21 protein-coding genes are annotated in these 23805 nt (G+C 62.1%); 11 read left to right on the top strand and 10 right to left on the bottom strand.

The genetic code is table 11. From position 1 onward, the window contains the following. Window positions 1–59: 59 nt before the first annotated feature. The 4 genes from HB676_RS05050 to HB676_RS05035 all read right to left on the bottom strand — a co-directional run bounded on the left by HB676_RS05050 (window position 60) and on the right by HB676_RS05035 (window position 2790). Window positions 60–542 carry a phasin gene (locus HB676_RS05050; protein ID WP_213736566.1) on the bottom strand — a complete coding sequence of 161 codons (483 nt, stop codon included), beginning with the start codon at window positions 540–542 and terminating at the stop codon, window positions 60–62. 192 nt (window positions 543–734) lie between these two features. Next, window positions 735–1328, bottom strand: coding sequence for a GNAT family N-acetyltransferase (locus tag HB676_RS05045; protein WP_213736565.1), 594 nt, complete (start codon window positions 1326–1328; stop codon window positions 735–737). Further along, complete coding sequence (locus HB676_RS05040; RefSeq protein WP_213736564.1) at window positions 1325–2407, bottom strand: alpha/beta fold hydrolase; 1083 nt, start codon at window positions 2405–2407, stop codon at window positions 1325–1327. The genes HB676_RS05045 and HB676_RS05040 overlap by 4 nt, the downstream gene beginning before the upstream one ends. Continuing rightward, window positions 2404–2790: a poly(R)-hydroxyalkanoic acid synthase subunit PhaE gene (locus HB676_RS05035; RefSeq protein ID WP_213736563.1), complete on the bottom strand. Its 387-nt coding sequence runs from the start codon at window positions 2788–2790 to the stop codon at window positions 2404–2406. Before HB676_RS05035 ends, HB676_RS05040 begins: the two co-directional genes overlap by 4 nt. A 220-nt stretch (window positions 2791–3010) precedes the next feature. Here HB676_RS05035 and HB676_RS05030 point away from each other — a divergent pair, with 220 nt between their 5' ends. Both HB676_RS05030 and HB676_RS05025 read left to right on the top strand, forming a co-directional pair. Continuing rightward, on the top strand, window positions 3011–3904 hold the full coding sequence (locus tag HB676_RS05030; protein WP_213736616.1) for an alpha/beta hydrolase: 894 nt from the start codon (window positions 3011–3013) through the stop codon (window positions 3902–3904). 34 nt (window positions 3905–3938) lie between these two features. After that, complete coding sequence (locus tag HB676_RS05025; protein WP_213736562.1) at window positions 3939–4346, top strand: GFA family protein; 408 nt, start codon at window positions 3939–3941, stop codon at window positions 4344–4346. A 226-nt stretch (window positions 4347–4572) separates the two neighbouring features. Here HB676_RS05025 and HB676_RS05020 read toward each other — a convergent pair whose 3' ends face one another. The 6 genes from HB676_RS05020 to HB676_RS04995 form a co-directional block, all read right to left on the bottom strand. Then, window positions 4573–7803, bottom strand: coding sequence for a cytochrome P450 (locus HB676_RS05020; protein WP_213736561.1), 3231 nt, complete (start codon window positions 7801–7803; stop codon window positions 4573–4575). Window positions 7804–7923: 120 nt separating this feature from the next. Continuing rightward, a complete protein-coding gene (locus HB676_RS05015; protein WP_213736560.1) occupies window positions 7924–8919 on the bottom strand; it encodes an alpha/beta hydrolase in 996 nt (331 codons plus the stop codon). Window positions 8920–8957: 38 nt separating this feature from the next. After that, the gene (locus tag HB676_RS05010; protein ID WP_213736559.1) at window positions 8958–10505 is read right to left on the bottom strand and encodes a wax ester/triacylglycerol synthase family O-acyltransferase; all 1548 of its coding nucleotides are present in this window, start codon (window positions 10503–10505) and stop codon (window positions 8958–8960) included. An 81-nt stretch (window positions 10506–10586) separates the two neighbouring features. Beyond that, window positions 10587–11387 (bottom strand): alpha/beta hydrolase, encoded by an 801-nt coding sequence (locus tag HB676_RS05005; RefSeq protein WP_213736558.1) that lies wholly within the window; start codon window positions 11385–11387, stop codon window positions 10587–10589. Beyond that, window positions 11387–11641, bottom strand: a complete 255-nt coding sequence (locus HB676_RS05000; RefSeq protein WP_213736557.1) for a DUF6489 family protein — start codon at window positions 11639–11641, stop codon at window positions 11387–11389. Before HB676_RS05000 ends, HB676_RS05005 begins: the two co-directional genes overlap by 1 nt. Before the next feature lie 267 nt (window positions 11642–11908). Continuing rightward, window positions 11909–13162: an FAD-dependent oxidoreductase gene (locus HB676_RS04995; RefSeq protein WP_213736556.1), complete on the bottom strand. Its 1254-nt coding sequence runs from the start codon at window positions 13160–13162 to the stop codon at window positions 11909–11911. 195 nt (window positions 13163–13357) lie between these two features. Between HB676_RS04995 and HB676_RS04990 the strand changes: the two genes are divergently transcribed. From HB676_RS04990 to HB676_RS04950, 9 genes are all read left to right on the top strand, one after another. Beyond that, window positions 13358–14968, top strand: coding sequence for an ABC transporter substrate-binding protein (locus tag HB676_RS04990; protein WP_213736555.1), 1611 nt, complete (start codon window positions 13358–13360; stop codon window positions 14966–14968). 133 nt (window positions 14969–15101) lie between these two features. Further along, complete coding sequence (locus tag HB676_RS04985; protein WP_213736554.1) at window positions 15102–16082, top strand: ABC transporter permease; 981 nt, start codon at window positions 15102–15104, stop codon at window positions 16080–16082. Between the two features lie 13 nt (window positions 16083–16095). Then, window positions 16096–17055, top strand: coding sequence for an ABC transporter permease (locus HB676_RS04980; protein WP_213736553.1), 960 nt, complete (start codon window positions 16096–16098; stop codon window positions 17053–17055). Between the two features lie 28 nt (window positions 17056–17083). After that, window positions 17084–18070, top strand: coding sequence for an ABC transporter ATP-binding protein (locus HB676_RS04975; RefSeq protein ID WP_213736552.1), 987 nt, complete (start codon window positions 17084–17086; stop codon window positions 18068–18070). Then, a complete protein-coding gene (locus HB676_RS04970) occupies window positions 18070–19068 on the top strand; it encodes an oligopeptide/dipeptide ABC transporter ATP-binding protein (RefSeq protein ID WP_213736615.1) in 999 nt (332 codons plus the stop codon). The genes HB676_RS04975 and HB676_RS04970 overlap by 1 nt, the downstream gene beginning before the upstream one ends. A gap of 105 nt (window positions 19069–19173) precedes the next feature. Continuing rightward, window positions 19174–20976: a gamma-glutamyltransferase family protein gene (locus HB676_RS04965; RefSeq protein WP_213736551.1), complete on the top strand. Its 1803-nt coding sequence runs from the start codon at window positions 19174–19176 to the stop codon at window positions 20974–20976. Window positions 20977–20984: 8 nt separating this feature from the next. Continuing rightward, window positions 20985–21707, top strand: coding sequence for a DUF1028 domain-containing protein (locus HB676_RS04960; RefSeq protein WP_213736550.1), 723 nt, complete (start codon window positions 20985–20987; stop codon window positions 21705–21707). After that, complete coding sequence (locus HB676_RS04955) at window positions 21704–22693, top strand: ABC transporter ATP-binding protein (protein WP_213736549.1); 990 nt, start codon at window positions 21704–21706, stop codon at window positions 22691–22693. The genes HB676_RS04960 and HB676_RS04955 overlap by 4 nt, the downstream gene beginning before the upstream one ends. Beyond that, on the top strand, window positions 22690–23799 hold the full coding sequence (locus HB676_RS04950) for a dipeptide ABC transporter ATP-binding protein (RefSeq protein ID WP_213736548.1): 1110 nt from the start codon (window positions 22690–22692) through the stop codon (window positions 23797–23799). Before HB676_RS04955 ends, HB676_RS04950 begins: the two co-directional genes overlap by 4 nt. Window positions 23800–23805: the final 6 nt, after the last annotated feature.

The following is a 23805-nucleotide window of genomic DNA, read 5'->3' as shown; positions in this document are numbered from 1 at the left end:
AAAAAAGAAGGCCCGCATGACGCGGGCCTTTGAATGACTGGCCGTCAGCTTAACCGCGATCAGGCGGACTTGGTGTAGACCTTGGAGAGGTTGTCCTGCGCGGTCTTGGCACCGTCGGCGACGAGCTTGCCGAGATATTCGGTGGTCGACTTGGCGCGCGACACGAAGGTCTCGCCGCTGGCGCGAAGCAGGTCGGACTGGATCTGAACCGCTTCGTTGATCGACTTGGCGGAAGCCAGCTTGTCGATGCCGGCGAAGAAGGCTTCGGTGTCCGAATAAATCGCCTGCTGGATATTGCGGCTGATCTTGGCGGCTTCACTGACCGAACCGGCAGCAGCGGTCTCGATCGCAGCAGTCACCTTCTCGGAGCCGGCATGAAGGTCAGCGGCGCGCTCCTTGGCGGTGCCGGCGGTCTTCTTCACGAACTCACGGGCAGCCTCGGGGACTTCCAAGTTCTGGAGGTTCTTGAGCGCTTCGGTGACGGGGGCGAAAGCTTCCTTGACGCTGTTCAGCACGGAATTGGCTTGGGTCTCGGTGGTCATTGGGGTCTCTCCATCCTCAGGGTTTGAGCTATGGGCTCACCCCGTCCGCTTTGGCCCGGGGCGTGATCGTTGTGCCATAGTTAATGGTGCGTCGCAATATCTTTGTTGCACTGCGATATCACGAATTCGTGATCAGCTCGCTGATTAGGCGATCTGCCCGGTAAACCAGCGCAAGGGAACTTACGCCCTGCTTCAGGGCTGCACAGCGCCCGGCAACCCATAGGCTTCCATCTGGGCCCGAACCTGCGCCACATTGTGCCCGAGCACGACGATATCGTGCTTTTTGCCGGCCTTATCCCTCACATGGTCGCGCAACAGCGCCTCGGCCTTAAAGCCCAGGCCTTCGAAGATCGCGATGGCGCCGGTTTGATCGACCGTCATTTGCACAAGCAGCTTTTCGAGGCCGACGCCTAAAGCGAGGGCAAAGATTTCCTGCGTCAGCGCCCGGCCGACGCCTTGGCCGCGCACTTCCGTCGCGACGACGTTGCGGATTTCACCGACATGCGGCGACCATGACAGGGGATCGCGCACCAGCGTTCCGCATCCCACCACCCTGCCCGCCTTCACCGCCAGGAGGCTCGTGATCGCGCCGCGCTCGATCTCCTTGATCCAGGCCGCCAGCACCTTGGGCTCGCTGATGTCGCGCGGCAGAAACAGCAAATCATGCATCGGCAGCTTTCGCGCAAAATCCAGCACGGCGACTTCATCGGCCTGCGACATCAGCCGCACTTCGATCTCGCCGGCCTCGGTCGCCACGCGCCGCGGATAGGAACGGATTTCACTCATATCGATCTCTCACCCAGCCATGAATCCAGTTTCGGCCACAGCCGCTTGATGGCATTGGCGCCGGCGACCAGGCTGACATGGCCGCCCTTGAGGATCACTTCCTGCTTGTCGGCCGAGCCGATCTTGGGGATCAGCGGCTTGGCGGCATCATAGGGTACGATGTGGTCGTGCTCGGCGACCGCATGCAGGATCGGCACTTTGATCTTCGAAATATCTGCCTTGCGGCCGCCGACCGACATTTCGTCATTGTAGAGCTTGTTGTCCCACATCAGATCGCGGGTGATGGTGCGGAAATATTCACCGGCCAGCGGCAGCGTATCGGTCGCCCAGCGATCGAACATCCGGTATGACTTGACGTATTCGTCGTTCCAGATGTTCTCCCACAATTGCACCTGGCTCGCAGCCCGCGAGGCCGGCCGCAGCATCTCGAAGGATGACAGGATCATCTCGGGCGGCACGTTGCCGACACTGTCGATCAGGTGGTCAACATCGAAATAGCGGCGGTCCGCGAAATTCTGGAACAGCTTCATCTCGCGAAAATCGACCGGCGTGGTGAAGCAGATCAAATTCTTCATTGGCCCATCGGGAAAGATCGATCCATACAACAGCGACAGCACGCCGCCGAAGCAATAGCCGATCACCGTGACATCGGTCTCGCCGGAATCGCGTTGCACCTGGCGGACACAATCCGGGATGAAGTCGAGGACGTAGTCCTCCATCCGCAGCGATTTCTCTTCGGGTTTGGGCGCAGCCCAGTCCAGCATGTAGACGTCGTAGCCGCGCTTCAACAGAAACTCGATGAAGCTCTGGCCCGGCACCAGATCGAGGATGTAGCCACGGTTGGTGGTCGCCATCACGATCAGGATCGGTATGCGATAGATCTCGTCCGCGACCGGCCGGTAATGATAGAGATTCATCGTGCCGCGCACATGCAGGATGTCTTTCGGCGTCGAGCCGAGCGAAGGACCGGACGACGATAGATATTCGACGCCCTTGATGCTGCGTTGGATCGCGCGCTGCACTTCGGATTGAATCCGCTCCGGGATCGCGGCCAGATCAATGCCCGGCGTGGCATTCATTTTTGTTCCCCGTCCGCCGACGGCGGACGCTTGGTGCGCGGCGGCTTGGGCGCGCCGGCATGTCCGCCTTCCGAGGTGATGGAATTGCTGTGCACCTGATGCAACAGCGCCTTGATCTCGTTCAACTGCCCCTCGATCGATTGCAGCCGCTCGGCCATGCTGACCATCTGTGAGCGGCTCGGCAGGTTCATGCTGACGAGATATTTCTCCATGAGATCGCCGAGCTGCTTCTGCGCGCCCGCCGTAGCCCCGCCGACCTGATTGACGACCTTGCTGAATTGCGGCGACGCCATCGCCTGATTGGCAAAGGCGTTGAAACCTTTTTCCATCTCGCCGACCATGTTTTGCCACAGCGCGACTGGATCGTTGCTTTTGTCGGCCATCGGCGCCTCCCCTGGATTGGATTGACGGCGATTGCTTCGCCTGTTTCGATCATTCCATACCGTTGCGCCGGGCCGGTCAACCGGGCGGGCCGATTTCCCGTTCCGCGGAATAGCTTATGCAGCCTTCTGCAGCGCGACAAACCGTGTCATAGAGTCCTCAAAACAATACCACCTCAGAGGGAGCTGCCACGTGAATCCGTCAGCGCATCAGCCGCCGCAAATGGCCCGCACCAACGGCATCGAGCTTTGCTACGAGATCTTCGGCGACGCGGCGGCCGAGCCGTTGCTTCTGATCATGGGGCTTGGCGCCCAGATGATACATTGGGACGATGAATTCTGCCGGCAGCTCGCCGCGCGCGGCTTTCGCGTGATCCGGTTCGACAACCGCGACATCGGCAAGTCCACCAGGCTGACTGGCGGCAAGCGCCTGAGCCCGGTGGAACTGCTCAAGCTGCGTTTCCTGAAAATCCCGGTCGATGCTCCCTACCGGCTGTCCGACATGGCGCTGGATGTCACCGGCCTGATGGATACGCTCGGGATCAAGTCGGCGCATTTGGTAGGCGCGTCGATGGGCGGCATGATCGCCCAGGAGATCGCGATCTCGTTTCCGCAGCGGGTGCGCTCATTGACCTCGATCATGTCGACGACGGGCAATCCAAAAGTGCCGCCGCCGACCCGCGAGGCCACCGCGGTGTTGATGGCGCCGCCGCCGGCGACCAAGGAAGAGTATTTCGATCGTTTCGCGCACACCTGGAAAGTGCTGCGCGCCGGCAGTTTCCCGGAAGACGAAGCGCTCGATCGCGCCCGCGCCGAACGCACCTATGCGCGCGGCCTCAATCCGGCCGGCGTCGGACGGCAGCTTCGCGCCATCCTCGCCTCTGGTAGCCGCAAGGAGCGGCTGGCATCGGTCAAGACACCAACGCTGGTCATTCACGGCACCGTCGATCCGCTGGTCCGGCCCGAAGGCGGCAAGGACACCGCGGCCTCGATCCCCGGCGCGAAACTCCTGATGATCGAAGGCATGGGCCACGCGCTGCCGATCCCGATGTGGCCACAGATTATCGATGCGATCGACAAGCACGCGCATGCGGCTTCGGACAAGACCATGCACTAAAAGCACGACGCCTTAACAAGACAAGGAGAACGTCATGAAGCTGGAAGGTGGATGCTATTGCGGCCAGGTGCGTTACGCCGCCGAAGGCGAACCGATGTTGAAAGCGCAGTGCCATTGCCGCGAATGCCAATATATCAGCGGCGGCGGTCCCAACATGTTCACGCTGATGCCGATCGCGGGCTTCAGCTATACCAAGGGAACACCGAAGCAGTTTACACGCAGCGATCTTGAAGGCGCGGTGACCCGGGATTTCTGTGCCGAGTGCGGCACCCATCTGATCACAAGGCGGCCGGGATTGCCCGCCGCGGTCCTGAAGATCGGCACGCTCGACGATCCCAGCCTGTTCGGCAGCCCGCAGATGGCGATCTTCACCATCGACAAGCAGGATTTTCATGTGATCCCCGAGGGGATGCCGAGTTTCGAGCGATTGCCACAGAGGTAATGGATGTCAGAAGCGATGTAGCCAGGCGTTTCGTCGTGCCGGCGTGCTCTTCTCCCCTCCCTCCGCGAAGCGGCGGGGAGGGGTCGGGGGTGGGGGGTGTCTCCGGGGACTCACTGCTAACAATGGAGTGAGTTGATAGACCCCCCACCCCCGACCCCTCCCCGCCACGCGCTTTTGCGCGTGGAGGGAGGGGAGACGAGTCAGCACGACCCGTTGATAAATCGCTTCAACTTCCCGCCCAGACGTCGAGCACATAGCGGTTCTTCGCGCCGAGATCGTCGATCCAGCGTTGCGCGGCCGCGGCATCAGCACCGGCGCGATCGCGATAGATCTTCATCAGCGTCGCCTTGACGTCGGGCTCCATTTTCCCGCCGTCGCCGCAGACATAGATGATCGAGCCTTGTTCGATCAGGGCCCAGACGCGCTCCTGCTGCGCCGCAATCAAATTCTGCACATAGGTCTTCGGCGTGTCCGCGCGCGAAAACGCCGTGTGCAGTTCGGTAATGCCGTCGGCCGCAAAGGCCTTCAACTCATCCGCATAGAGATAATCCTGCTCGGGATGACGGCAGCCGAAAAACAGCATCGCTGGGCCGAGCGTTGCACCCTTCGCCTTGCGCGCCGCGCGCTCCTGCAGGAAGCCGCGGAACGGCGCCAGACCTGTTCCCGGGCCGACCATAATAATCGGCACCGAGGGATCATCGGGCAGCCGAAACCCGGCCTTGGTCTCGCGCACCGTGGCGTGAATCGTCTCGCCCACGCGGCGGCTGGCGAGATGGTTCGAGCAAATACCCTTATAGGTGCCGTGCCCCGAACTCGCAGGCCCCTCGACCACCGCGACCGTGACGCTGCAGCGTGCGGGATCGCCCGATGGCGACGACGAGATCGAATAATAGCGCGGCGCCAGCAGCGACAGCATTTCGAGATAGGCATGAAACGGCAATTCGCAGGCTGAATATTCCTCCAGCAGATCGAATACCGATTTGCGCTTGCCGAGAATATCCGCGTGGTAGCGTTCGGTCGCGGCAACATCGTCGCCGATATAGGCCAGCAATTTCGGTTTTGTCACAGGGCAGCGGGTATTGTCTGCCATGACCTGGATCTGCTTGCGGGTCGCGACCTGCTGCAGTTCGACGAACTCGCTGAGCAGACGCCCGACAGACACGGTATCGCCGATCGGCAATTGCGCGCGGCGGCCCTCCGCGACCTGCAACCGGATCTGGTCGGAGGGCGTAAATCCGAAGCGACGCGCGACGGAATCGACCAGCGAGAGGTCATTGCGCGGCACCACACTAAGATGATCGCCGACGCGGTAACTCACGCCAGGCGGCAGTTGCACCTCGATATGCCGGGTCGATCGCTGAGAAGCATGAGCGCCCGACTTGTTCTGCAATTCGGTATTAACCAGCATCTTCATCGGCGCATTGCCGCCGAGCGCCACGATGGCATTGACCGCCGACGGCGCCACCGGCTCGATCGAATAAAGTGGTGCATCGTCGCTGCGGCTGAAATTGGAATCGACACCGAACTCCTTCATCGCCAGCGGCGCCAGCGCAGCGAACCAGCTTTCGAACTGGCCGTCGAGATCGCTGCGCGCATCGCCCTCGCCCCGCGCATACACGCTGCGCGCGCCGTGTGCCGCCAATTGGGTATCGATGACGCGCGGAATCCATTGATAGGTCGCGGCCCAATCGCTGTTGCCGCAGCCGAACACCGCGTAGCGAACTTTCGCAAAAGCATCCTTCGGCAAGTCGCTACCGAGCCATTTGACGAATTGGGCGGCGTTATCGGGTGCCGCGCCATTATACGACGCGCAGAAAATCAATACGCCGCCCTGCTCCGGCAATTTGCCGACGAAGTCATCGAGCGGCGCGAGCTTGGTGGCAAAACCATTGACCTCGGCGAGATCGGCTACGCGCGTCGCGAGTTCCTCGGCGGTGCCTAGGTTCGATCCGTAGAGCACCAATAGCGGCGTATTGTGCCCCGGCCGCGTCCGGGCGCGCGGCGCCGGTGCCGCACTCGATGCGGCCGCCGTCACCGGCCCGGCGAACGCGCCACGCTCCCTGTCGGTGCGCGGGCGCACCTTGATCTTGAATCCATCGGGCTTGATGGTCAGCGTTTCCTTGAGCTGCATCTGATAGCGGTGGATGTCGAGCAGCTTGAAGCGCTGCAGGATCATGCCGATCGCCAGTGCGGCTTCATGCATCGCAAAGCCGCGGCCGATGCAGGCGCGCTGACCATTGCCGAACGGCTTCCAGGCATTGACCGGCCGCGCCGCCTCGGCCTCACGGCTGAAATTTTCGGGATCGAACGCGTCGGGATTAGGTCCCCATACACTGGGATCGCGATGCAGCGCCATCACCAGCACCGTGATGAAAGTATTCTTCCGCAGCTTGTACTTGCCGCCAATGGTCTGGTCACTGAGTGGCGAGATGCCATAGGCCGGCGCCGGCGGCCACAGCCGCAACGCTTCCTTCAGAATCTGCGTAATGTAGGTGAGCTGGGTGACCTGCTGATAGGTCGGCCGCGCTTCGAGATTAGGACCGAGGACGCGATCGACCTCCTCATAGGCCTTCTTCAGCACGTCGGGATGCTTGAGCAGGGCGTAGATCGTACACGACAACAATCCGCTGGTGGTTTCGTGCCCCGCGATCAGAAACGTGTTGATCTGGTAGCGGATGTTGACGTCATCGAGCTGCTCGCCGGTGGCGCGATCGACGCCGGTCATCATGGCGGCGAGCATATCCTTTTTGTCTTCGGCAGCCTCGGCGTTCTTGCGGCGCTCGGCGACGATTTCGTCGACCATCTTGTTCATGAAGGCGACGTCGGCGCCGAGTTCCTGCTGACGCTTCTTCAGCCAGAGGCTCTCGAGCGGAATGCCGCGGGTCATCATGATGGTTTCGAGCGAACGGACCAGCGACTCCACGAACGGGTGATAATCCCGGCGGTAGAATGAATTGAAGCGGTAATCGAAACCGCACAGCCCGATCGTATCCAGCGTCAGCGCGGTCATGTCGTGGACGACGTCGATTTCCTCGTCGCCGTTGAGGCGTTCCCACTTCTTCACCAGTTGCTCGGCGATATCGACCATGCTCGGGTGATAGGACTGCATCGCCCGGTTGCCGAACGGCTGCATCAGGATGTTGTGCGCCTTGCTCCAGTTCGGCTCGCTGGTGTCGGCCGTGAACAATCCGTCGCCGCCAACCGCGCGCACCCGGCGCAATGAGCCACGCACGGCCTTGTCGAACCGCCTTTCGTCGCTGAGTTCCTCGACCAGGTCATGGCCGGAAACGATCACGATCGGCGCGCCCATCATGTCGAGCCAAAAGATCGGCCCCAGCTCCTTGGTCAGCCGCACCAGATCCTGCACCGGCGCCTTGGCATCCAGCGACAGCATATTGCCGATCACAGGCTTTTTCGGCGGATGGGGAATCGGGCTCAGTTTGTTGGTGGACGCCATCGTCAGAGTGTCTCCTGCCGTCTAAATCCGTACCGTCATTGCGAGCGAAGCGAAGCAATCCATTCTTTCTTTGCGCGGCGGCATGGATTGCTTCGCTTCGCTCGCAATGACGATGAATGATCACCCGAATCTCCTCCTGCGCCATTCAATCAGCTTGGCGCTGACTTCTTCCGGCTTTTCCTGTTGCGTCCAATGGCCGCTGCCGCGGACCAGATATTTCTCCAAATCAGGGATCAACTTCTCCATGCCGTCGGCGGAGGACGGCGGCAGCACCTGGTCGTTTTCGGCCATGATCATCAGCGACGGCACCCGCACGGTATGATCGATGTCGGCCGAGCGCTGCCAGTTGCGCGACATGTTGCGGTACCAGTTGATGCCGCCGGTGAAGCCGGTTTTGGTGAAGGTATCGACGAACACTTTCTTTTCTTCCGCCGACAGGATCGGTGTGCGCGGATCGTGCCTGGCATCGTAACCCGCGATCATCTGCGGAAACGCCAGATTGAGCCGCGGCGAGGCCCCGACGCCGGCGACGACCGTTTCTTCGGGTGCGGTGTCCGGCCGCGGCACGGGCTTGCGCATGAAGGCATCGAAGGTCTGCTCCACGCGGCTGCCGAAGATCTTGTCAGGCTCGTGCCCCGGATTCTGGAACTGCACGATATACATCTGATCGCCGAAACGCGTGCGCAGCAGTTCGATCGGGTCGGCCCAGGCCCGGTTGGTGTGCGGTGTATTGACGCCCACGACACCGGCGACACGATCGATATGCCGCAGCGGCATCTGCCAGACGATGAAGCCACCCCAATCGTGGCCGACAAAAATCGCCTTATCGATCTTGAGATGGTCGAGCAGGCCGATGAGATCGCCGGTCAAGTGCTCGATATCGTAGGATTCCACCGGCTCGGGCCGCTCGGTCGCGCCGTAGCCGCGCTGGTCCGGCGCGATCACCCGGATGCCCGCGGCCGCCAGCGCCTTGATCTGGTGGCGCCACGAAAACGCAATTTCCGGCCAGCCATGACAGAGAATGACAGGCGGCGTGTCGGTCTTCGGACCGGCTTCGTAATAGCCCATGCGGATGCCGTTCGTTTGGGCGAACTGCAGCGGAGGCATTTCAATCATCGGCGTGGTCCCACCTTGTCTTGCGTGGAAGGTGCGCGTCAGCTGGCCGCGCTCTTGAGATCGGCCGGCGGCGCGAAGGCGGCCTCAATGGCCTCGAATTCCGCCGGCAGCATGTCGCAGAGCACCTGGACGTGCGGAATGATGTTGGCGCCGGAGATAAAGCCGAAATCCAGTTGATCGCGGTAGCTCTGCACGGTGATGTTGAGCGCCAGCCCATGCGTCGAGATCGACACCGGGAAGATGTGCAGCAGTTCCGCACCGGCCGCGTACAGCGTCTGGCGCGGTCCGGGCACGTTGGACACCGTGATGTTCGCGGCAGGCGGTAGCACATCCGACAGGCTGGAGCGGCTGTACAGCAGCGCCAGGATCTGGACCAGGATCGGCGCGCCCAGCATCGAGATGTTGGACATCTGCGGCATCAGCGCGCGCAGCGGATGCGACATCTCCTTGGACTTGGTGGATTGCGCGATGATCGATTCAAGCCGCGCCTTGGGATCGTCGACGTTGGAGGCGATCGAGCAGATCATGCCGAACACCTGGTTGTTGGCGTCGGTGTTGCCCTCTTCGCGCAGCGAGATCGGCACCGCCGCGGTCATCGATTTCGCCGGCAGCGCGCCGCGCTCCAGCAGATAACGCCGCACCACGCCGGAGGAGACCGCCAGCACCACGTCATTGAGCTTGCCGCCGGCCTGCTTGGCCAGCGCCTTGGCCCGGCTCAGCGAAATCGATACGCCGGCAAAGCTGCGCTCCGACGAAATCGATTTATTGAGGATGGTCGAGGGCGACACCATGCTGGCAAGGCTGTCGCGCGATTTTGGATCGGAAATCTTGCCGACCACATCGGAGACGCTTTTCAGCATGGTCGGCACGCTGCCGGCAAACTTCACGGCTGACTCGATCTGGAACATCGCGTTGTCGAACAGGATCGATCCGAGATCGCTTTTGCCGGTACGCGGCAGATCGATGCCCTTGGCGGCCGCCGAGGCATCGAAGGGCTGACGCCAGAGTTGCTGGTAGGAATCGATGAAATTGGCGGCGATGTCGCGCGGTTCTTGTCCAACTTTCGGCGGCGTGACCGGTGTCTCGATCTTTCTGGGCACCGGCGTGATGTCGTAGATCATGTTGGTGAGGGCTGCACCGGCGCCGCCGTCGATGCAGGCGTGATGCATCTTGGAGTAAAGCCCGATCTCGTTGTTCTTCATGCCTTCGAATACATAGAACTCCCACAGCGGGCGAGCACGATTGAGCAGCTTGGCATGCATCCAGCCGACGATGCGCTCCAAGGTCGCACGATCGTGCGGTGCAGGAAGGCTGCCGCGGAAGATATGACGGTCGATGTCGAACTGGTCGTCCTCGACCCAGGAGGGATGATCGATATCGAGCGGCGCCTTTTCCAGGCGAGCTTTCAGGATCGGCGCAATATGCAATCGCGACGCGATCATCGCCTTGAATTCCTCGAAGAAGTCGCCCTTGTAATCGTCAGGCAGGCGGAAAATCGCCATGCTACCGACATGCATCGGCATTTCCGGCGTTTCCAGATAAAGAAACGACGCATCCATTGAGGACAGCTTTTTGGCGTCACTCATGATCTTCCTCCCTCCACCAATTCACGCGGCGCCTTGTTGGCGCTTCTGGCGTTCAGACGATCCCTTGTCGGGGAGCGTCAATCAGGATTGTGCCTGCTCCGGAGGCGCATATGCAATGGCAAACGGCCCCGATCGGTCAAATTGACTGAATTGGCCCTCGGGCTGGGCCAGCCGGTCGGCGACCGCCCACAAGGCGGCGGCGTTGACGCCCAACCCACTATGGCTGGCCAGATGCACCTCGATATTTTCTGCGGTCTCGGACGGGCGCAGGAGGCAGGTCCGCCAATTAACCACGCCGTCGGTGCGTGAATAGATCGACGTCGCCGGAACCGGCAAATCGCCGGCGATCGCCTGTCGAAGCTCGGAGTCATCCCCGACCGTTTCGCCGGACAGCGCCTCATAAAGCCGCGTCGCGTTGGTCGCCCGCACATCGTTCGCAAACGGGCTGCCCAGCGTGACCACGCATCGCACCAGATCGGGCGCCTGCAGCGCCAGATCGCGCGCATAGACACCGCCCAGACTCCATCCGACGATACTGACCTTGCGACCGCAACTTTCATGAATCTCCACGAGCCGGTCGCGCAGCGCAGCGCGCATTCGTGATACGCCGCCGGTGTTGCGGCCCATCTTCCACGCATAGGCGTCGTAGCCGAGTTCCCGAAGATAGCGGCGCATCGGCGCCATCGACAGATCGCTGGCGAGGAACCCCGGCAATGTCAGCACCGGATGCCCGTCGCCCTTCGGCGCACGCATCAGCAGTGGCGACAGCAGGACGCTGGTGTTGAATTCGAATATCCCGCGCACTTCAGCCAGCAGCAAGCCTAGACCCGGAGCACGAAGGCGGCCCGGCGCCGGCGATTCGCTGCTGTCATCCGGCGGCATTATTTTTTATCGGCCGAGCGCGCGCCGCCGAGACCCGCCATGGTCACGAACATATCCGAGAAACGCTCGGCGATCTTCGGATCGAAGGTCAACCAGCTCTGCATCAGCGCTTCCGGGGACACCTTCTTGATGTTGTCCATCATCTGGCTCTGGAGCTTGTCCATCACCGCCGTCTGCATCGGCTGCACATCGGGCAATCCGAAAAACTGGCGGGCTTCCAGCGGCGTGCAATCTATTTCAACGTTTACCTTCATGTGTACTCCCGATTGCATCTAGAGCCTTATCGGCTCTGATTAAATCAGAACCGGGCTCTAGCCTTTTGTTTTGACGCGTTTTCTACCGCAGATAAGTCTACGCAATCTGCGTAAACTTGATTGCTATGCGAACCGGTGTCCACTTCGCTCGAAAACGCTATAGCCAACTTGCAGCAGTATCGCCACGACCGGCCACAGGACGCAAGTCATCTAAAGGATGGGAGGGCGCCGCAAAGCGTCGAAAAGGCGTCCAATCAGCCCTTACGGTCAACCAAAGCGCGCGGCGGCATAGGGCGCTGGATCGGTGAAAGGCGTCTCGCCGGTCATCATTTCCGCCAGCAGGCGGCCAGTCGCTGGCCCCAGCGTCAACCCGTGGTGCTGGTGGCCGAAATCGAACCACAGCCCGTCATGGCGCGGCGCCTTGCCGATCACCGGCACCATATCGGGCAGACACGGCCGGGCCCCCTTCCAGGGTTTGGCATCGACCGCCTCACCCAACGGAAACAGGGCATGCGCCCGCGGCAGCGCCTGCGCGATCTGGATCGGCGTCGGCGGTGCATCGCGGCGGGCGAACTCGACGCCCGTCGTCAGGCGAATGCCCCGGTTCATTGGCGCCAGGAGATAACCGAGATCCGAATCGAGCACCGGATGGTTGAGCACGGCGTTGCCGCGCGGCGCCAGATGCAGATGGTAGCCGCGCTTGATACCGAGCGGAATGGAATAGCCGAGCGGGCGAAACACCAGATCGGACCACGGTCCGAGCGCCACCACGACCTCGCGCGCGCTGATCGAGCCCCCGGAGCCGCTCACGCGCCACCGGTCCGAGCTTTGTTCAAGCGTTCGCGCGTCGCCCACGAGAAAGCGTCCGCCCTTGCGCTGGAACAGCGCCGCATAGGCCTTGGCGAGCGCGCCGGGATCAGGAATAAATCCCGGCGCCGGAAAATGGATCGCGCCGGCGAATTCACCGGTCAGATTGGGCTCACGCGCGGTAATGGCGTTGCCATCGAGAATATCGCCGGCGACGCCATATTGTTTGGCGCGTTCGAAATCGCTCACGGCCGTCGCCAGCGTCGCATCGGAACGAAACAGCTTGATCCAGCCGGTCCGCCGCAACAATTCGGGAACGCCCGCCTCCGTAATCAGCGCTTCGTGTTCGACAAGGCAGCGTCTGATCAAGGGCAATTCGGCCATCGCACTTTGCAACGCGCGCTCCGGCGATGACGCCAGAAAGTAGCGCAGCAGCCAAGGCGCCGTGGTCGGCAAATCCGACAGGCTGTAGCGCACATGCGGCGAGCGGTTCATCGCATATTTGAGAATCTGGCCGAAATCCCGCGGAAACATCAGCGGAAAGACCGAGGCGGCTTCGATTATTCCGGCATTGCCAAAACTGGTCTCGTCGCCGGCGCGTTCGTTGCGGTCGATCAGGATGACGTCCCGTCCCCGCTGCTGCAGGTGCAAGGCGGCGCTGACGCCGACCATGCCTGCACCCAGGACAAGAACATCGGCCTTGAATTCCGCCATCCGGCACTCCCGTTGAACGTCACGCACGCGCTATCGCCTGCCGTGAAGCTAGTTATCGCAACCGCGTCGCGCAAACCAAGGCGGGAGCTCAAGGAAATCACGCTTGCGTGGCAGCCAAACTCTGGCAACATGGCTCGGTCGGAGCTGTCGATCGTGGGAAAACCAGCGGCGCGGCACAGCGGAGAACGTCAACACATGCCGGTACGTCAAGCCTTGTTTGCAGCAGCCAGCGTCTCGATCGTCGCTTTTGCCATGACAGCTTTTTCCATGACACCGGCGTCAAGCCAGACCCTGCGTTACGCCAACCAGGGCGAGCTCAAATCGCTCGATCCCTACACGGTCAAGGAAACCACGACCATTGCCCATCACGCCCACGTCTATGAGGGCCTGGTCACCCGCGACAAGGATCTGAAGATCGCGCCGGCGCTCGCCGAAAGCTGGGAAACGCCCGAGCCGACCCGCTGGCGCTTTCATCTGCGCAAGAACGTCAAATTCCATAATGGCGACCCCTTCACCGCCGACGACGTGATTTTTTCAGCCGATCGGGTGCGCGCCAAAGGCTCGAACTTCCTGACCAACGTTCCGGCCGACGCCAAGTTCGTCAAGATCGACGACTACACGGTCGATGTGAAACTCGACTCGCCCAATCCCATTCTGATTTCGCAGTGGGACGGCTGGTTCATCATGGACAAGAAGTGGTGCGAGGATAACAACGCGGTCGCGCCGACCCCGGCTTCCGCCACCACGCCAAGCTATGCGTCGTTGCACGAAAACGGCACCGGCCCCTTCACGATCGAGAGCCATCAGCCCGGCGTGAAAACCGTGTTCAAGGTCTATCCGGGCTGGTGGAACAAGCCTGAGCATAATCTCAAGGAAATCGTTTTTACATCGATCGGTTCGGCCGCCACACGAGTGGCCGCATTGCTGTCGGGTGAAGTCGACGTCATCGAGCCGGTTCCGACCCAGGATATCCAGCGGGTCAATTCGGGCGGCAACGCCACCGTGATGGCCGGCCCGGAAATTCGCACTATCTTTCTCGGCATGGACCAGTCGCGCGACGAACTGCTGTATTCCAACATCAAGGGCAAGAACCCGTTCAAGGACATCCGGGTCCGCGAAGCCTTCTACAAGGCGATCGACGTCGATCTGATCAAGAACCGCGTGATGCGCGGCCTCTCGACGCCCTCGGCGCTGATGATTGCGCCGCAACTGTTCGCGCTCTCCAAGGACTTCACCCGGCCCAAAGCCGATCCGGACGCCGCCAAGAAACTGATGGCCGACGCCGGCTATCCCGACGGCTTCGAAGTCACGATGGATTGCCCCAACGACCGCTACGTCAACGACGCCGATATCTGTCAGGCAGTCGTCGGCATGCTGGCGCGGATCGGCGTGAAGGTGAACCTGCTGGCGCAACCCAAGGCGCAATATTTCGGCAAGGTGCTGAAGCCCGGCGGCTACCAGACCTCGTTCTATCTGTTGGGCTGGACACCGGCCTCGATGGATTCCCACAACGTGCTGTACGACATCTTGGGCTGCCATGACCCGAAGGAGCCGACCCGCGGCGAAGCCAATCTCGGCGGCTATTGCAACAAGGACATGGATGCGCTCACCGACAAGGTGCTGGTCGAACTCGATAACGCCAAGCGCGACCAGATGATCAAGCAGGCCTTCGAGCTTGTGATTAAAGATTATGGCTATATCCCCGTGCATCAGCAGGCGCTGGCATGGGGCGTTTCGAAGAAAGTGAAATTGACCCAGCGCGCGGACAATCAGGTTTTGCTCTACTGGGCGACGAAACAGGAATAGGAGCTTTATTCGCCAAGAAACCCGGAAGTGTCTGCTTCCGGGATTTTTCGTTTTGAGTTAGGGAACGGCGCGCGCCGTCTCTGAAAAGCCGCCCTCTAAAGAGCCGCCCTCTAAAGAGAAGTGAAAGGAACAGATGCTCGCTTTCACTCTTCGCCGCGCCATCCAGGCCATCGGCGTCATGATCGCCGTCGGGATCATCTCGTTCTCGATGTTCCGGTTCGCCGGCGATCCGGTCAACCAGATCGTTTCGATCGACACTTCGGCGGCCGAGCGCGCCAATATCCGCGCGTCGCTTGGCCTTGACGACCCGGTGCTGGTCCAATTCACGCGATATTTGGTCAACGCGGCGCAGTTCAAGTTCGGGGTGTCCTACCAGTTCCGCCTGCCGGTTGCTGACCTTCTGAAAGAGCGGATGCCGGCCACGCTGGAACTTGCGACCTGCGCCACGATACTCGCGATGATCTTCGGCATCCTGATGGGAGTCTATTGCGCGCTGCGGCGTGACACTCTGCTCGCAAAACTGTTCCAGGCGGTATCGCTGATTGGAATCTCGCTACCGACTTTTCTGATCGGCATTCTTCTGATCTATCTGTTCGCGGTCACGCTGGGCTGGCTGCCGTCGTTCGGCCGCGGCGACGTGGTGCCGATCGGCTGGTGGACCACAGGCCTGCTCACGCTCTCCGGCCTCAAAGCCCTGATCCTGCCGTCGATCACGCTCGGCCTGTTCCAGATGACGCTGATCATGCGGCTGGTGCGCGCCGAAATGCTTGAGGTGCTTCGCACGGACTATATCCGGTTCGCGCGGGCGCGCGGATTGACCACGCGCGCGATCCATTTCGGGCACGCGCTCAAGAACACGCTGGTTCCCGTCATCACGGTCGCCGGGCTGCAATTTGGCTCGGTAATTGCATTTGCAATCATTACCGAAACCGTTTTCCAATGGCCGGGCATGGGGCTGTTGTTTGTTCAGGCGGTGCAAAACGTCGATATCCCGATCATGGCGGCCTACCTGATCATGGTGTCGCTGATCTTCGTCACCATCAATCTCGTAGTCGATATTCTCTACACGGTTGTCGATCCGCGCCTGCGCGCGACTGTCGGCCACACGACCTGATTGCGAGCCCTGCATGTCCAACGCCGCCGTCCCACATCAAACCAGTTCAAGCGTCCCGGACGCGGGCTGGCTGCGGCGCGCGCTGGCGAGCGACGTGTTCTATTCGTTCCGCCGCTCCCGACTCACGATGGTGGCCGCCGCGGTGACGCTGCTGCTGTTTCTGCTCGCGATCGCCGCCCCTCTGCTGGCCGTGCAAAATCCGTTCGATCCGGCGCAGCTCCAATTGATGAATTCGCGCATCGAGCCATTGTGGACGGCGGAGGGCCAAAGCCCGTTCCTGCTCGGCACCGACGAGCAAGGCCGCGATGTATTTTCCGCCATTCTCTATGGCTTGCGCATTTCTCTTACCGTGGGCGTGCTCGGCGTCGTATTTTCAGGCGCGCTCGGTATCCTGCTAGGACTGGTCGCCGGCTATTTCGGCGGCGCGATCGACAGCCTGATCATGCGCATCGCCGATGTGCAACTCACCTTCCCGGCGATTCTGATCGCGCTGCTCGTCAACGGCGTCGCCAAATCGGTGTTCGGCAATCGCCTCGATGCCATGAGCACGCTCGCGGTTCTGGTGTTCGCGATCGGATTGAGTTTCTGGGTGCAATATGCCCGCACCGTGCGCGGCTCGGTCATGGTGGAGAAGAACAAGGATTATGTCGCCGCAGCGCAACTGATCGGCCTTCCCGCCCATGTCATCATGCTGCGGCACGTGCTGCCGAATACCATGGGGCCCATTCTCGTGATCGCGACCATCAATCTCGCGCTGGCGATCATCACCGAGGCAACCTTGTCGTTTCTGGGCGCGGGTATGCCGGACACCATGCCGTCACTCGGCACCCTGATCCGGATCGGCAATAATTATCTGTTTTCGGGCGAGTGGTGGATCGTCGCCTTCCCGGGCATTGCGCTCGCGGCGCTGATCCTCTCCATCAATCTGCTCGGTGACTGGCTGCGCGACGCGCTTAATCCGAAACTCCGATGATGACCGAAGCTCGGGGATACCGGACCGCATGACCGAACCAGTACTTTCCGTGCATAATCTAAGCGTCGAATTTGTCACCCGCCACAGCGTGCTGCGCGCCATCGACGGCATTTCCTTCGATATCGCCAAGGGCGAGGTGCTCGGCGTGGTCGGCGAGTCCGGCGCGGGCAAATCCGTCACCGGCCTCGCGGTGATCGGACTGATTGATCCGCCCGGGCGTCTTAGCGGCGGCGAGATTTACCTCTCGGGTTTGCGGATCGACAACCTGCCGCCGGAAGAGATGCGCCGCATCCGGGGCAAGCGCATCGGAATGATCTTTCAGGATCCGCTGACCAGTCTGAACCCGCTCTACAAGATCGGCGATCAATTGGTCGAGACCATCCGGACCCACAGCACTCTATCTGAATCCGCCGCGCGCAAACGCGCTATCGATCTCCTCGCCGAAGTCGGCATTCCCGCGCCGGACAAGCGCATCGACGCCTATCCGCATGAGTTCTCCGGCGGCATGCGCCAGCGCGTGGTGATTGCGCTGGCGATCTGCGCCGAACCCGAACTGATCATCGCCGACGAACCCACCACCGCGTTGGATGTATCGGTGCAGGCGCAAATCATCGCGCTGATCAAGCGTCTCGGCCGCGACCACGGCACCGCAGTGATGCTGGTGACGCATGATATGGGCGTGATCGCCGAGACCTCGGACCGCGTCGCGGTGATGTATTCCGGACGCGTTGCCGAGATCGGCCCGGTCCGGGATGTCGTGCAGAACCCGCTGCATCCCTATGCCAAGGGCCTGATGGGCGCGATCCCGACGCTCGCCGGCAATACCGAGCGGCTGGTCCAGATTCCCGGCTCGATGCCCAGGCTTTCCGCGATCCCGCCGGGCTGCTCGTTCAACCCGCGCTGCGCTTTTGCGTTCGATCGCTGCCGGGTTGAGCGGCCGGAGCCGATGATGCACGGCACGCAAGCTGTAGCCTGCCATCTCTACGACACGCCGGCGAAAGTGTCCGCGGCATGATTTCAGTGCCTTTCATCGAAGCCAGGAATTTGCGCCGCGTGTTCGACGTCTCGAAGCCGTGGCTCAACCGGATGCTTGAAGGCGGCCATCTGGAAACCCTTAAAGCCGTCGACGGCATCAGCTTCGATATCGCCAAAGGCGAGACCTTTGCGCTGGTCGGCGAATCCGGTTCAGGCAAGACGACCGTCGCACGGATGATCGTCGGCCTGCTGCCGCCGACATCGGGCGAAGTCATTATCGATGGCGTTTCGATGACCGACGCCAAGCAATCGCAGGCGCGCCGGCAATTGCGCCGCCGCATCCAGATGATTTTCCAGGACCCTTATGCGAGCCTCAACCCGCGGCTTCGGGTCGACGCGATTGTCGCCGAGCCGATTCGGGCGTTCGATCTGATCCAGGGCGAACGCCATATTCAGGCACGCGTCGGCGAGTTGCTGGGCCTGGTCGGACTCCACGCCGACGACGGCTGGAAATATCCGCATGAGTTTTCCGGCGGCCAACGGCAACGCATCGCGATCGCCCGCGCCTTGGCCTCTGAAGCCGAATTCATCGTGTGCGACGAGCCGACCTCGGCGCTCGATGTTTCCGTGCAGGCCCAAATCCTTAATTTGATGCGCGACCTGCAGGACAAATTCGGCCTCACCTATCTCTTCATCAGCCACAACCTCGCCGTAGTCCGCCATATGGCGAAGCGCATCGGCGTGATGTATCTCGGTCGCATCGTCGAGATCGCGGAAGGCCGCGAATTGTTCAATAATCCGCGCATGCCCTATACGAAAATGCTGCTGGGCGCGGTGCCCGATCTGGCGATGTCCGGCCGCCAGCGGATTCCCGTCAAGGGCGAAATCCCGAACCCGATCGATCCGCCGCCCGGCTGTGCCTTTAACCCGCGCTGCCCGCTGGTGTTCGATCGCTGCCGCCAACAGGCGCCCGCGTTGATCGACGGCGTCGCTTGCCACGCCGTCAACAATCCCGCTGCCGCGACTGCCGCCGTATGATCACAGGGATGGGAGCGGCGCATGGCGCCGGGCCGGTTGGCAGGCCGCCCCGGCTGTGGTCAAGTGCGCCGCCCGCAAGGCCTTTAAAAACAACGATGGATTCCCATGAGCAAGATCAATCCCGACCCATTCACCACCAGGCCTGAAATCGAGGGCACTTTCGGGGTCGTGACCTCCACCCACTGGATCGCTACCGCGGTCGGAATGGGCATCCTCGAAAAGGGCGGCAATGCGTTCGATGCCGGCGTGGCCACGGCGTTCACGCTGCAGGTTGTGGAACCACATTTGAACGGCCCCGGCGGCGACGTGCCGATCATCGTGCACGATATCAAGCGCGGGCGCACCGAGGTGATTTGCGGCCAAGGTCCCGCGCCCCAAGGCGCCACCATCGCGCATTATCGCAGCGAAGGCCTGGAGATGGTGCCCGGAACCGGCCTGTTGGCGGCCTGCGTTCCCGGCACATTCGAATCCTGGATGTTGTTGTTACGCGATTACGGCACGATGCGGCTGCGCGACGTGCTCGAACCCGCCATCGCCTATGCCCGCGACGGCTATCCTTTGGTGGAACGCGTATCCGCGACGATTGCCACCGTCGAGCAGTTGTTCCGCAAATACTGGAAGACCTCGGCCGCGGTCTATTTGCCGAATGGTGAAGTGCCGAAACCCGGCACGCTCTTCACCAACAAGACGCTGTCGGAAACCTATGCCCGCATCCTCACCGAAGCCGAAAGCGCCGGTGCCGACCGCGTGGCCCAGATCGACCGCGCGCGCCAGGCATGGTCGCACGGCTTCGTTGCCGAAGCGATCGGCAATTTCTGTCGCACGCAGGAAGTCATGGACGTCAGCGGCTCGCCGCATCGCGGCGTCCTGACCGCCGACGACATGGCGCGCTGGCAACCTACCACCGAAGCGCCGCTGACCTACGATTACGGCCGCTACACCGTCTGCAAGGCCGGCGTCTGGAGCCAGGGTCCGGTGATGCTGCAGCAGCTCGCGCTGTTGAAGGGTTTTGAACTCGACGGGCTCGACCCCGCCGGTCCGGAATTCATTCATCTTCAGACCGAATGCGCCAAACTCGCATTTGCCGACCGCGAGAAATTCTATGGCGATCCGAAATTCAACGAGATCCCGATCGCGACGCTGTTGTCCGACGCCTATAATGACGAGCGCCGCAAACTGATCACGGACAGGGCTTCGCTCGATTTCATCCCCGGCTCGGTCGAAGGCTTTGGCTCCGTCGTCAAGCTGCGCAAGCAGGAAGGCCAGCGCGAGGCGGTCGGCGCAATGGGCGCTGGCGAACCTACGGTCGGCCGGTTCGGCGAGGTGCGCGGCGACACTGTGCATTTCGATATCATCGATCAGGCCGGCAACATGATTTCGGCGACGCCGTCCGGCGGCTGGCTGCAATCATCGCCGGTGATACCGGAACTCGGCTTCTGCCTCGGCAGCCGCGCCCAGATGTTCTGGCTTGAGGAAGACCATCCCGCCGCACTGGCGCCGGGCAAGCGCCCGCGCACGACATTGAGCCCGACCATGGCGCTGCGCGATGGCGAGCCATATCTGGCATGGGGTTCGCCCGGCGGCGACCAGCAGGATCAATGGACCACGCAATTCTTTTTGCGCCATGTCCATGCCAGGCTCAATCTGCAGGAAGCGATCGACGCCCCGGCATGGCATTCGGAACATTTCCCGATCTCGTTCTGGCCCCGCACCGCGCGGCCCGGCGTGCTCGTGGTCGAGAACCGCGTGCCGAAGGCGACCGTCGACGCGTTGAAAGACCGCGGCCACATCGTTGAGGTCGGCCCCGATTGGTCGGAAGGCCGTCTCACCGCGGCCTCGAAAATCGGCCGCCGCCGCCGCGCCGCCGCCAATCCAAGGGGCATGCAGGGTTACGCGGCCGGGCGTTAAGAGCAGAGATGACCTGGTCGATTATCGCTCGCGACGCAATTACCGGTGAATTCGGTATCGCGGTCGCGACGCGATTTTTTGCGGTGGGGGCGCTGGTGCCCTATATCGCCCCCGGCATCGGCGCCGTCGCGACGCAGGCCCTGGTCAATCCCTATTACGGCATCGATGGCTTGAAGCTGCTGCGTGCAGGCTGCTCGCCATGCGATGTCCTGGAGAGCCTGATTGCAGCGGATCCCGGACACGACAGCCGCCAGGTCCATGTCATGGACACTGGCGGCCGGATCGCCGCTTATACCGGTGGCACGTGCGTCGACTGGTGCGGACATATCAAGGGCGACGGCTTCTCGATCGCGGGCAACATGCTGGCCGGCGGCAACGTGCTGGACGATACCGCAATGGCCTATGTCGCCAACGAGAAGCTGCCGTTCGCGCAACGGCTGATCGCGGCGATGCACGCCGGCGAGGCTGCCGGTGGCGACAAGCGCGGCAGGCAATCGGCCGCCCTCCTGATTCACGGCGACGAGGAATGGCCGGTGCTTGATCTGCGCGTCGACGATCATGCCGATCCGCTGGCCGAACTCGAACGCCTCGAACAGGTCAGCCGCGAGCGCTGGGTGCACTTCCGGACAAATCTGCCGAGCCGCAGCAATCCGGCCGGGATTACCGACCGCGAGGCGATCGACACAAAAATTGAATTGGGCATTGAAACGGCGCGGGCGAGCCGGACATGACCGACGCTCCGCTGATCGAAATCAATGATTTGCGGATTGTCTTTCATGGCGATGACGGCCGGACCACCCACGCGGTCGATAGCGTCGATCTCAGCGTAGCCAAGGGCGCCACACTCGGGCTGGTCGGTGAATCCGGCTGCGGCAAGAGCGTGACGTCGCTCGCCATCATGGGCCTGTTGTCGAAACAATCTTCAGAAGTAACGGGCTCGATCCGTTTCGATGGCTTCGATCTGCTTGAGGTGCCCGACCAGACCCTGCGCGACCTGCGCGGCAACCGCCTGGCGATGATCTTCCAGGAACCGATGACGTCGCTCAATCCCAGTTTTACGATTGGCGACCAGATCGTCGAGACCATCCTGCGGCATCGCGGCGGCACTCGCCGCGCTGCGCGGGAACGCGCGGTCGAGCTGCTGCGACGCGTCCATATCCCCTCGCCCGAGCGGCGCATCGACGAATATCCGCACAAACTCTCGGGCGGCATGCGCCAGCGCGTCATGATCGCGATGGCGCTGGCCTGCGATCCGATGCTGCTGATCGCGGACGAACCGACCACCGCGCTCGACGTCACCCTGCAGGCGCAAATCCTCGATCTGATGCGTGAACTGAAAGACGCCAGCGGGGCTGCGATCATCCTGATCACCCACGATCTCGGCGTGGTCGCCGAAGTCTGCGACGAAGTCGCGGTAATGTATGCCGGCGAGATCGTCGAGCGCGCTACCGTCGATGAACTGTTCGCACGTCCCCAGCATCCCTACACCGTCGGCCTGCTTGGCTCGATCCCGCGGCTCGATCGCCGCATTTCGCATCTCGCCACCATCGAGGGCATGGTGCCCAACATGGCGAATCCGCCCCCCGGCTGCCGCTTTGCCGCGCGCTGTCCATTCGGCGACGACGCCTGCGTCGCGACGCATCCGCCGCTGGTGAACGTGGGTCCCGGTCACCTGTCGCGCTGCATCAAGGCGCCGCTGGAAAGGCTGGTGTCGTGACCGCACTCCTCGAAGTCCGCGATCTCGTCAAGCATTTCGTCGCGGACCGTTCGGTGTTCGGGCGGCCGACCGCTTTCATCAAGGCGGTCGATGGCGTCAGCTTCCACGTCGATGCCGGCGAGACGCTGGCGCTGGTCGGTGAATCCGGCTGCGGCAAATCCACCGTCAGCCGGCTGGTGCTGCGCCTGATCGAGCCCGACGCCGGCAGCGTGCATTTCGAGGGACATGATCTACTGGCACTCAAAGCGAATGAGCTGCGCGCGTTCCGCCGCGATGCGCAGATCATCTTTCAGGACCCCTATGCGTCGCTCAATCCGCGCATGACCGTCAGCCAGATCCTGACCGAGCCGCTGGCGCTGCATGATCTGGTTCCGCCGGCACGCCGGCGCGAACGGGTCGAGGAATTGCTGCGGCTGGTCGGGCTGGAGCCGCGTTTCGCGCGCCGCTATCCGCATGAATTCTCCGGCGGCCAGCGCCAGCGCATCGCGATTGCGCGGGCACTGGCGGTCGAGCCGAAACTGATCATCTGCGACGAGCCGGTATCCGCGCTGGATGTCTCGATCCGCTCGCAGATCCTGAACCTGCTGCGCGACCTCCAGGATCGGCTTGGCCTTGCCTACATCTTCGTCTCGCATGACCTCGCGGTCGTGAAGCACATCGCCGACCGGGTCGCGGTGATGAATCTCGGCGGCATCGTCGAGACCGCGGAGGCGCAGGCATTGTTTGCCTCGCCGCGCCATCCCTACAGCCGCGCGTTGTTATCGGCGATCCCCGTGCCCAAACCGCGGGCAAAGCGCAGCCGCATTCTGCTGCAGGGGGAGATGCCGAGCGCGCTTAATCCGCCGTCAGGCTGCCGCTTTCATACGCGCTGCCGCTACGTGATCGACCGCTGTCGCATCGAGGCACCGCAATTGCATGGCGATGCGACGGGACATGCCACCGCGTGTCACCGCACCGCGGAACTGCCGCCACCCGATGCGCTTGAGGCCGATAGCGCGGTTTCATCGAGCCTGGAGCGATTAGTCGCGGCTTTCAGCAAGCCTGCGGAAGTACCGGCCTCCGCCGGGGTTGATATAGTCGGAGAAAAACCTTCGACCGGCATTTGAAGATGG

It is taken from the genome of Bradyrhizobium sp. dw_411, assembly GCF_018449695.1.
Lineage (GTDB): Bacteria > Pseudomonadota > Alphaproteobacteria > Rhizobiales > Xanthobacteraceae > Bradyrhizobium.
Note: the sequence above shows the minus strand (reverse complement) of the source record. Positions and strands in the feature narration are given on the sequence as shown.

Bases quoted from the DNA above. Each gene is read 5' to 3' on its own strand.
- HB676_RS04980 (WP_213736553.1), top strand. From the start codon at position 16,096: ATGTCCAACGCCGCCGTCCCACATCAAACCAGTTCAAGCGTCCCGGAC.
- HB676_RS04990 (WP_213736555.1), top strand. From the start codon at position 13,358: ATGCCGGTACGTCAAGCCTTGTTTGCAGCAGCCAGCGTCTCGATCGTC.
- HB676_RS05020 (WP_213736561.1), bottom strand. From the start codon at position 7,803: ATGGCGTCCACCAACAAACTGAGCCCGATTCCCCATCCGCCGAAAAAG.
- HB676_RS05025 (WP_213736562.1), top strand. From the start codon at position 3,939: ATGAAGCTGGAAGGTGGATGCTATTGCGGCCAGGTGCGTTACGCCGCC.
- HB676_RS05050 (WP_213736566.1), bottom strand. From the start codon at position 542: ATGACCACCGAGACCCAAGCCAATTCCGTGCTGAACAGCGTCAAGGAA.
- HB676_RS05045 (WP_213736565.1), bottom strand. From the start codon at position 1,328: ATGAGTGAAATCCGTTCCTATCCGCGGCGCGTGGCGACCGAGGCCGGC.
- HB676_RS05010 (WP_213736559.1), bottom strand. From the start codon at position 10,505: ATGAGTGACGCCAAAAAGCTGTCCTCAATGGATGCGTCGTTTCTTTAT.
- HB676_RS05040 (WP_213736564.1), bottom strand. From the start codon at position 2,407: ATGAATGCCACGCCGGGCATTGATCTGGCCGCGATCCCGGAGCGGATT.
- HB676_RS05015 (WP_213736560.1), bottom strand. From the start codon at position 8,919: ATGATTGAAATGCCTCCGCTGCAGTTCGCCCAAACGAACGGCATCCGC.
- HB676_RS04975 (WP_213736552.1), top strand. From the start codon at position 17,084: ATGACCGAACCAGTACTTTCCGTGCATAATCTAAGCGTCGAATTTGTC.
- HB676_RS05000 (WP_213736557.1), bottom strand. From the start codon at position 11,641: ATGAAGGTAAACGTTGAAATAGATTGCACGCCGCTGGAAGCCCGCCAG.
- HB676_RS05005 (WP_213736558.1), bottom strand. From the start codon at position 11,387: ATGCCGCCGGATGACAGCAGCGAATCGCCGGCGCCGGGCCGCCTTCGT.
- HB676_RS04955 (WP_213736549.1), top strand. From the start codon at position 21,704: ATGACCGACGCTCCGCTGATCGAAATCAATGATTTGCGGATTGTCTTT.
- HB676_RS04960 (WP_213736550.1), top strand. From the start codon at position 20,985: ATGACCTGGTCGATTATCGCTCGCGACGCAATTACCGGTGAATTCGGT.
- HB676_RS04995 (WP_213736556.1), bottom strand. From the start codon at position 13,162: ATGGCGGAATTCAAGGCCGATGTTCTTGTCCTGGGTGCAGGCATGGTC.
- HB676_RS05035 (WP_213736563.1), bottom strand. From the start codon at position 2,790: ATGGCCGACAAAAGCAACGATCCAGTCGCGCTGTGGCAAAACATGGTC.
- HB676_RS04985 (WP_213736554.1), top strand. From the start codon at position 15,102: ATGCTCGCTTTCACTCTTCGCCGCGCCATCCAGGCCATCGGCGTCATG.
- HB676_RS05030 (WP_213736616.1), top strand. From the start codon at position 3,011: ATGGCCCGCACCAACGGCATCGAGCTTTGCTACGAGATCTTCGGCGAC.
- HB676_RS04965 (WP_213736551.1), top strand. From the start codon at position 19,174: ATGAGCAAGATCAATCCCGACCCATTCACCACCAGGCCTGAAATCGAG.